We start from the raw sequence: 7,303 nt of genomic DNA on the forward strand, positions 1-7,303 counted from the left end.
GTCCCCACCACTTAAGGGAAATATCAAAAATAGAAAATTAACTAACAAGGAGAAAAACACATGTCTAAAATTATCGGTATTGACTTAGGTACAACAAACTCAGCAGTTGCAGTTCTTGAAGGAACTGAAAGCAAAATCATCGCAAACCCAGAAGGAAACCGTACAACTCCATCTGTAGTCTCATTCAAAAACGGTGAAATCATCGTTGGTGATGCTGCAAAACGTCAAGCAGTTACAAATCCAGATACAGTTATCTCTATCAAATCTAAAATGGGAACTTCTGAAAAAGTTTCTGCTAACGGAAAAGAATACACTCCACAAGAAATCTCAGCTATGATTCTTCAATACTTGAAAGGTTATGCTGAAGACTACCTTGGTGAAAAAGTAACCAAAGCAGTTATCACAGTTCCTGCTTACTTCAACGACGCTCAACGTCAAGCCACAAAAGACGCTGGTAAAATCGCTGGTCTTGAAGTAGAACGTATCGTCAACGAACCAACTGCAGCAGCTCTTGCTTATGGTTTGGACAAGACTGACAAAGAAGAAAAAATCTTGGTATTTGACCTTGGTGGTGGTACATTCGACGTCTCTATCCTTGAATTGGGTGACGGTGTCTTCGACGTATTGTCAACTGCAGGGGACAACAAACTCGGTGGTGATGACTTTGACCAAAAAATTATCGACCACTTGGTAGCAGAATTCAAGAAAGAAAACGGTATTGACTTGTCTACTGACAAGATGGCAATGCAACGTTTGAAAGATGCAGCTGAAAAAGCTAAGAAAGACCTTTCTGGTGTAACTTCAACTCAAATCAGCTTGCCATTTATCACTGCTGGTGAAGCTGGACCTCTTCACTTGGAAATGACTTTGACTCGTGCAAAATTTGACGATTTGACTCGTGACCTTGTAGAACGTACAAAAGTTCCAGTTCGTCAAGCCCTTTCTGATGCAGGTTTGAGCTTGTCAGAAATCGACGAAGTTATCCTTGTTGGTGGTTCAACTCGTATCCCTGCCGTTGTTGAAGCTGTTAAGGCTGAAACTGGTAAAGAACCAAACAAATCAGTAAACCCTGATGAAGTAGTTGCTATGGGTGCTGCCATCCAAGGTGGTGTGATTACTGGTGATGTTAAAGACGTTGTCCTTCTTGACGTAACACCATTGTCACTTGGTATCGAAACAATGGGTGGAGTATTTACAAAACTTATCGATCGCAACACTACTATTCCAACATCTAAATCACAAGTCTTCTCAACTGCAGCAGACAACCAACCAGCCGTTGATATCCACGTTCTTCAAGGTGAACGCCCAATGGCAGCAGATAACAAGACTCTTGGACGCTTCCAATTGACAGATATTCCAGCTGCACCTCGTGGAATTCCTCAAATCGAAGTAACTTTCGACATCGACAAGAATGGTATCGTGTCTGTTAAGGCCAAAGATCTTGGAACTCAAAAAGAACAAACTATTGTGATCCAATCAAACTCAGGTTTGACTGACGAAGAAATCGACCGCATGATGAAAGATGCAGAAGCTAACGCTGAAGCAGATAAGAAACGTAAGGAAGAAGTTGACCTTCGTAACGAAGTAGACCAAGCAATCTTTGCGACTGAAAAGACAATCAAGGAAACTGAAGGCAAAGGCTTCGACGCAGAACGTGACGCTGCCCAAGCTGCCCTTGATGACCTTAAGAAAGCGCAAGAAGACAATAACTTGGACGACATGAAAGCAAAACTTGAAGCATTGAACGAAAAAGCTCAAGGCCTTGCTGTTAAACTCTACGAACAAGCTGCAGCAGCGCAACAAGCTCAAGCAGGAGCAGAAGGGGCGCAAGCAACAGGAAACGCAGGCGATGACGTCGTAGACGGAGAGTTTACGGAGAAGTAAGATGAGTGTATTGGATGAAGAGTATCTAAAAAATACACGAAAAGTTTATAATGATTTTTGTAATAAAGCTGATAGTTATGAATCTGCAAAAGATTTTATAGATAATATTCCAGTAGTGTATTTGGCTAGGTATAAAGCAATTATTTTAGCTGAGCATGAAAGTTGTGTTAAAAATGATGAGGCGGTAAGGAATTTTGTTACTTCAGTATTGTTGTCAGCGCTAGTATCAGCACTAGTATCAGCAACCATACAAAAACCAGAATTTATAATATCGTTTATAATTGGCATGGTTTGGGTTGTCTGTGTTTTCCTTCTAATCTATTGGAATTTTATAGCCAATACTAAGAAGAGACAAAAATATATAAATGTTTGTGTGCTTATTGGATATTTAAAATCAAAATAAATTTGATTTAAGTTACTTCACTCATCCACAGAGGTTGCAATCCAGCCTCTGTTTTTCGATAAAATAGAGGATGTTGCGTATGAAAAAAGTACTTTGTATCATTTATCCTAATTTTTCTCTTTATGAGATAACCACTTTAACGAGTACTTTAGCTCTGTCTTTTGATATCACGATTGATTATGTCGCTTCTGAGAATTCGATGGTAGTCTCTGAGGATGGTTTGCCCTGTCAACCGACGAAAACATTGGATCAGCTCTGTATAGAAGATTATTCTTGTGTAATTTTGCCAGGAATGGTCAATATAGGTCCTGCTCTACAAGATGAGAAATTGATTTCGTTTTTGAGAAGTCTTAATGAGCAAGATATCCTAATTGCAGCCATTTCTTCAGCGCCCATTTTACTAGCGAAAGCTGGCTTGTTGAACGACACGAAATTTACAGGTGGAATTTGGCAAAACTTCTTTGATTATTTTGAATTTCTTCCACGTAAGAATTTTCAACCGAAAGTTCTTGTCCAAGATAAACAAATCATTACGGCTATCGGTTTTGCACATCAAGAGTTTGCAAGAAAAGTGATTTTCGGTTTAGGGTTGGCAGAGAATACGGACAACTATTTTAAAGAACAGAACGAGTATGCTGAAGAGGATTTGATATTTACTCTATCAGATGAAGAGTTTAATCAAGTGAAGCAGAGTATAGAAAACAGCCTCTAAAGATTTACATGAAAATTATAGAAAGGAACAAAGGTGTTCAGGGAATTGAACACGGGTTCCAGAATTTCTAACTCAATATAAAAGAAAGGAATTGAACCCGACCTAAATTCTCGGAAAAAAGATAAATCTGTCTAGGAGCATCGCTCCAGCGTCAGATTTCCTATTTTTCAGTCGAATTTTACGGTCTTGGTATCTTGTATGAACAATACTGAATTTTATGATCGTCTGGGGGTGTCAAAAAACGCTTCGGCAGACGAAATCAAAAAGGCTTATCGTAAGCTTTCGAAAAAATATCACCCAGATATCAATAAGGAGCCTGGTGCTGAGGAAAAATACAAGGAAGTTCAGGAAGCCTATGAGACTTTGAGTGACGACCAAAAACGGGCAGCCTATGACCAATATGGTGCGGCTGGTGCCAATGGTGGCTTTGGTGGTGCAGGTGGTTTCGGCGGCTTTGACGGGGCAGGAGGCTTCGGTGGTTTTGAAGATATCTTCTCAAGTTTCTTCGGCGGAGGCGGTGCTTCGCGCAATCCAAATGCTCCTCGTCAGGGGGATGACCTCCAGTATCGTGTGAACTTGACCTTTGAAGAAGCTATTTTTGGAGCTGAAAAAGAGGTTAAATACAATCGTGAAGCAAGCTGTAGTACATGTAATGGCTCAGGTGCTAAGCCAGGAACAAGTCCAGTCACTTGTGGACGCTGTCATGGCGCTGGTGTCATTAACGTCGATACACAGACTCCACTTGGTATGATGCGTCGCCAAGTAACCTGTGATGTCTGTCACGGTCGCGGAAAAGAAATCAAAGATCCATGTACAACATGTCACGGAACAGGTCATGAAAAACAAGCTCATAGTGTACATGTAAAAATCCCTGCTGGTGTGGAAACAGGTCAACAAATTCGCCTAGCTGGTCAAGGTGAAGCTGGATTTAACGGTGGACCTTACGGTGACTTGTATGTAGTGGTTTCTGTGGAAGCCAGCGACAAGTTTGAACGTGAGGGAACGACTATCTTCTACAATCTCAACCTCAACTTTGTCCAAGCAGCTCTTGGTGACACAGTTGATATCCCAACTGTTCATGGTGATGTTGAATTGGTTATTCCAGAGGGAACTCAGACTGGTAAGAAATTCCGTCTACGTGGTAAGGGAGCTCCGAGCCTTCGTGGCGGTGCAGTTGGTGACCAATACGTTACCGTTAATGTCGTAACACCGACAGGCTTGAACGACCGTCAAAAAGCAGCTTTGAAAGAATTCGCAGCTGCTGGTGACTTGAAAGTAAATCCAAAGAAAAAAGGCTTCTTTGACCATATTAAAGATGCCTTTGAAGGAGAATAAAAGTAAAAAGAGCCGTTGGGCTCTTTTTGTTTATAGATTTTTTAAGACTTTCCTTAAGTAATGACGGACGGTAGCGACCTTCTTCGAAGTTCCATACCTAAACTTTGAGCCTAGATATCAAAGTTTCCGGACACCTGAAATCAAGCTGTTTCAGGTGTTTTCATTACGGCGGAAAGTCTTCGATTTAGTTATGAAACGGTGAATGAGTTGCCTAAATTATGATGTATTGTTGATGTAATATAGCTTGTTTATGTTTTAAAAAGAGCCACTCGGCTCTTTTTACTTATCTTCAGTTTCCTGCAGTTCTTTTATCACAGCTAGTCTAGTTTGGATATCTTTTTCCAAGACCTTAAACTTGTAAGTCAGGTCTTCTTGGTATTCCTTGATGAGTTCTTTTTGCTGGTCAATGATTTGCAGGCTGTTTTGGATAATATCTACATCGTCCTTGATAGCTTGAACGCGGTCAGTGGTATTCAAGACTTCATCAGTGATGGTTTGGCGATTTTTTGTGACCAGATAACTTCCGGCTGCAGCTCCTGCAAATAGCAGTAGATTGGATAATTTCATGGCAACTCCTTAGGCGTTTTTGATAGTTTCAGCGACTTGAGCGAGTTTGTCAAAGTCTGGTTCGTGGGCGATAAAATCAATCTTGAGGTCATCGTCTGCACTGTAGCGAGGCACAAGGTGAACGTGGGTATGAAAGACAGTTTGCCCTGCGATTTCTTCACAGTTGGCAATGATATTCATACCAGCAGCCTTGGTAGCTTTCATGACTTTTTGAGCTACTTTTGGTACTTGGGCAAAGAGTTGGCTGGCGCTAGTAGCGTCCATTTCCAAAAGATTGCGATAGTGTTCTTTGGGTACGACCAAGGTATGTCCTGGTGTCACTTGAGAGATATCAAGAAAGGCAAGAACCTGCTCATCTTCATATACTTTTGAAGCAGGAATTTCCCCTGCAATGATTTTACAAAAAATGCAATCTGACATAAAATCTACCTCTACTGTATTGAATTTTGATATAATATAGCTACATTATACCAGATTTGGAGAAAATATGTTAGAAATTAAAAACCTGACAGGTGGCTATGTTCATGTTCCTGTCTTGAAAGATGTGTCCTTTACTGTTGAAAGTGGGCAGCTGGTCGGTCTGATTGGTCTCAATGGTGCTGGGAAATCGACGACTATTAATGAAATTATCGGTCTGTTAACACCCTATAGTGGTTCTATCAATATCAATGGCTTGACCCTGCAAGAAGATGCGACAAGTTACCGCAAGCAGATTGGCTACATTCCTGAGACACCTAGTCTGTATGAGGAACTGACCCTCAGAGAGCATATCGAAACGGTTGCCATGGCTTATGGTATTGAGCAGAAAGTGGCTTTTGATCGAGTAGAGCCTTTGTTAAAAATGTTTCGTCTGGACCAGAAATTGGACTGGTTCCCTGTTCATTTTTCAAAAGGGATGAAGCAGAAGGTCATGATTATCTGTGCTTTTGTGGTGGATCCGAGTCTTTTCATCGTGGATGAGCCTTTCCTTGGTCTTGATCCATTGGCTATTGCGGACTTGATTCAACTTTTAGAAGTGGAAAAGCAAAAAGGCAAGTCTATTCTCATGAGTACCCACGTGCTGGATTCGGCGGAGAAGATGTGTGATGCCTTTATCATTCTTCACAAAGGGGAAGTGCGTGCTAAGGGAAATCTCCTGCAACTGCGCGAAGCCTTTGATATGCCTGAGGCTAGTTTGAATGATATTTACTTGGCTCTGACCAAAGAGGAGGAGCTATGAAAGACTTGTTTTTAAAGAGAAAGCAGGCTTTTCGTAAGGAGTGTGTCGGTTATCTGCGCTATGTTCTTAATGACCACTTTGTCTTGTTCCTGCTTGTCCTGCTGGGCTTTCTAGCCTACCAGTACAGTCAACTCTTGCAAGATTTTCCTGAAAATCATTGGCCTATCCTTTTATTTGTAGGAATTACGTCTGTTTTACTTTTGCTTTGGGGAGGAATTGCCACCTATATGGAGGCTCCAGACAAGCTCTTTCTCTTAGTCGGAGAAGAGGAAATCAAACTCCATCTCAAGCGTCAAACTGGCGTTTCCCTAGTCTTTTGGCTCTTTGTCCAGACCCTTTTCTTGCTGTTATTTGCGCCTTTATTTTTAGCAATGGGCTATGGCTTGCCTGTTTTTCTGGTCTATGTGCTTTTATTGGGAGTAGGTAAATATTTCCTCTTTCGTCAAAAGGCCAGCAAATTTTTCACTGAAACTGGACTGGACTGGGACTATGTCATTTCCCAAGAAAGCAAGCGTAAGCAAGTCTTGCTTCGTTTCTTTGCCCTCTTTACGCAGGTCAAGGGAATTTCAAACAGCATTAAGCGTCGTGCCTATCTGGACTTTATCCTAAAGGTTGTTCAGAAGGTGCCTGGGAAGATTTGGCAAAATCTCTATCTGCGTTCTTATCTGCGAAATGGAGACCTCTTTGCCCTCAGTCTCCGTCTGCTCCTACTTTCCTTGCTGGCGCAGGTCTTTATCGAGCAAGCTTGGATTGCGACAGCAGTGGTGGTTCTCTTTAACTACCTCTTGCTCTTCCAGTTGCTGGCCCTCTATCATGCCTTTGACTACCAGTATTTGACCCAACTCTTTCCACTGGACAAGGGGCAAAAGGAAAAAGGCTTGCAGGCGGTAGTCCGAGGATTGACCAGTTTGGTCTTAGTAGTGGAATTAGTTGTTGGGTTGATTACCTTCCAAGAAAAACTAGCCCTTCTAGCCTTACTGGGAGCTGGTTTGGTTTTACTAGTCTTGTACCTACCTTATCAGGTCAAACGTCAGATGCAGGACTAACATTGTCTATATGACACTAAAAAAGGGCTCTTTGTCAACTGTAGTGGGTTGAAGAAAAGCGGCTCTTTGTCAACTGTAGTGGGTTGAAGAAAAGCTAAGCTCTAGAAAGGACAGATTTAGTCCTTTCTTTTTTGATA

General features: G+C 41.6%; 8 protein-coding genes. 6 read left to right on the forward strand and 2 right to left on the reverse strand.

Going from position 1 to position 7,303, the window contains the following annotated elements:
• Window positions 1-60 precede the first annotated feature (60 nt).
• The 4 genes from dnaK to dnaJ all read left to right on the forward strand — a co-directional run bounded on the left by dnaK (window position 61) and on the right by dnaJ (window position 4,334).
• Window positions 61-1,884, forward strand: coding sequence for a molecular chaperone DnaK (gene dnaK / locus QP439_RS07065; RefSeq protein WP_000034661.1), 1,824 nt, complete (start codon window positions 61-63; stop codon window positions 1,882-1,884).
• Window position 1,885: 1 nt separating this feature from the next.
• Complete coding sequence (locus QP439_RS07070; RefSeq protein ID WP_000114425.1) at window positions 1,886-2,287, forward strand: hypothetical protein; 402 nt, start codon at window positions 1,886-1,888, stop codon at window positions 2,285-2,287.
• A 79-nt stretch (window positions 2,288-2,366) separates the two neighbouring features.
• A complete protein-coding gene (locus QP439_RS07075) occupies window positions 2,367-2,999 on the forward strand; it encodes a DJ-1/PfpI family protein (protein ID WP_000756346.1) in 633 nt (210 codons plus the stop codon).
• A gap of 198 nt (window positions 3,000-3,197) precedes the next feature.
• Window positions 3,198-4,334, forward strand: coding sequence for a molecular chaperone DnaJ (dnaJ, locus tag QP439_RS07080; RefSeq protein ID WP_001066308.1), 1,137 nt, complete (start codon window positions 3,198-3,200; stop codon window positions 4,332-4,334).
• A 279-nt stretch (window positions 4,335-4,613) separates the two neighbouring features.
• Here the strand turns inward: dnaJ and QP439_RS07085 are convergent, their stop codons facing one another.
• Window positions 4,614-4,901 carry a hypothetical protein gene (locus QP439_RS07085; protein ID WP_000777752.1) on the reverse strand — a complete coding sequence of 96 codons (288 nt, stop codon included), beginning with the start codon at window positions 4,899-4,901 and terminating at the stop codon, window positions 4,614-4,616.
• A gap of 9 nt (window positions 4,902-4,910) precedes the next feature.
• On the reverse strand, window positions 4,911-5,321 hold the full coding sequence (locus QP439_RS07090) for an HIT family protein (protein ID WP_001278317.1): 411 nt from the start codon (window positions 5,319-5,321) through the stop codon (window positions 4,911-4,913).
• Window positions 5,322-5,388: 67 nt separating this feature from the next.
• On the opposite strand from QP439_RS07090, the gene QP439_RS07095 reads away from it, so the two are divergent.
• Together QP439_RS07095 and QP439_RS07100 are read left to right on the forward strand one after the other, a co-directional pair.
• Window positions 5,389-6,120: an ABC transporter ATP-binding protein gene (locus tag QP439_RS07095; RefSeq protein ID WP_203175821.1), complete on the forward strand. Its 732-nt coding sequence runs from the start codon at window positions 5,389-5,391 to the stop codon at window positions 6,118-6,120.
• The gene (locus QP439_RS07100; protein WP_261047984.1) at window positions 6,117-7,166 is read left to right on the forward strand and encodes an ABC transporter permease; all 1,050 of its coding nucleotides are present in this window, start codon (window positions 6,117-6,119) and stop codon (window positions 7,164-7,166) included. The genes QP439_RS07095 and QP439_RS07100 overlap by 4 nt, the downstream gene beginning before the upstream one ends.
• Window positions 7,167-7,303 lie beyond the last annotated feature (137 nt).

The sequence above is a fragment of the Streptococcus sp. UMB1203 genome, assembly GCF_030217725.1.
GTDB lineage: Bacteria > Bacillota > Bacilli > Lactobacillales > Streptococcaceae > Streptococcus.

Bases quoted from the DNA above. Each gene is read 5' to 3' on its own strand.
- dnaK (WP_000034661.1), top strand. From the start codon at position 61: ATGTCTAAAATTATCGGTATTGACTTAGGTACAACAAACTCAGCAGTT.
- QP439_RS07070 (WP_000114425.1), top strand. From the start codon at position 1,886: ATGAGTGTATTGGATGAAGAGTATCTAAAAAATACACGAAAAGTTTAT.
- QP439_RS07075 (WP_000756346.1), top strand. From the start codon at position 2,367: ATGAAAAAAGTACTTTGTATCATTTATCCTAATTTTTCTCTTTATGAG.
- dnaJ (WP_001066308.1), top strand. From the start codon at position 3,198: ATGAACAATACTGAATTTTATGATCGTCTGGGGGTGTCAAAAAACGCT.
- QP439_RS07085 (WP_000777752.1), bottom strand. From the start codon at position 4,901: ATGAAATTATCCAATCTACTGCTATTTGCAGGAGCTGCAGCCGGAAGT.
- QP439_RS07090 (WP_001278317.1), bottom strand. From the start codon at position 5,321: ATGTCAGATTGCATTTTTTGTAAAATCATTGCAGGGGAAATTCCTGCT.
- QP439_RS07095 (WP_203175821.1), top strand. From the start codon at position 5,389: ATGTTAGAAATTAAAAACCTGACAGGTGGCTATGTTCATGTTCCTGTC.
- QP439_RS07100 (WP_261047984.1), top strand. From the start codon at position 6,117: ATGAAAGACTTGTTTTTAAAGAGAAAGCAGGCTTTTCGTAAGGAGTGT.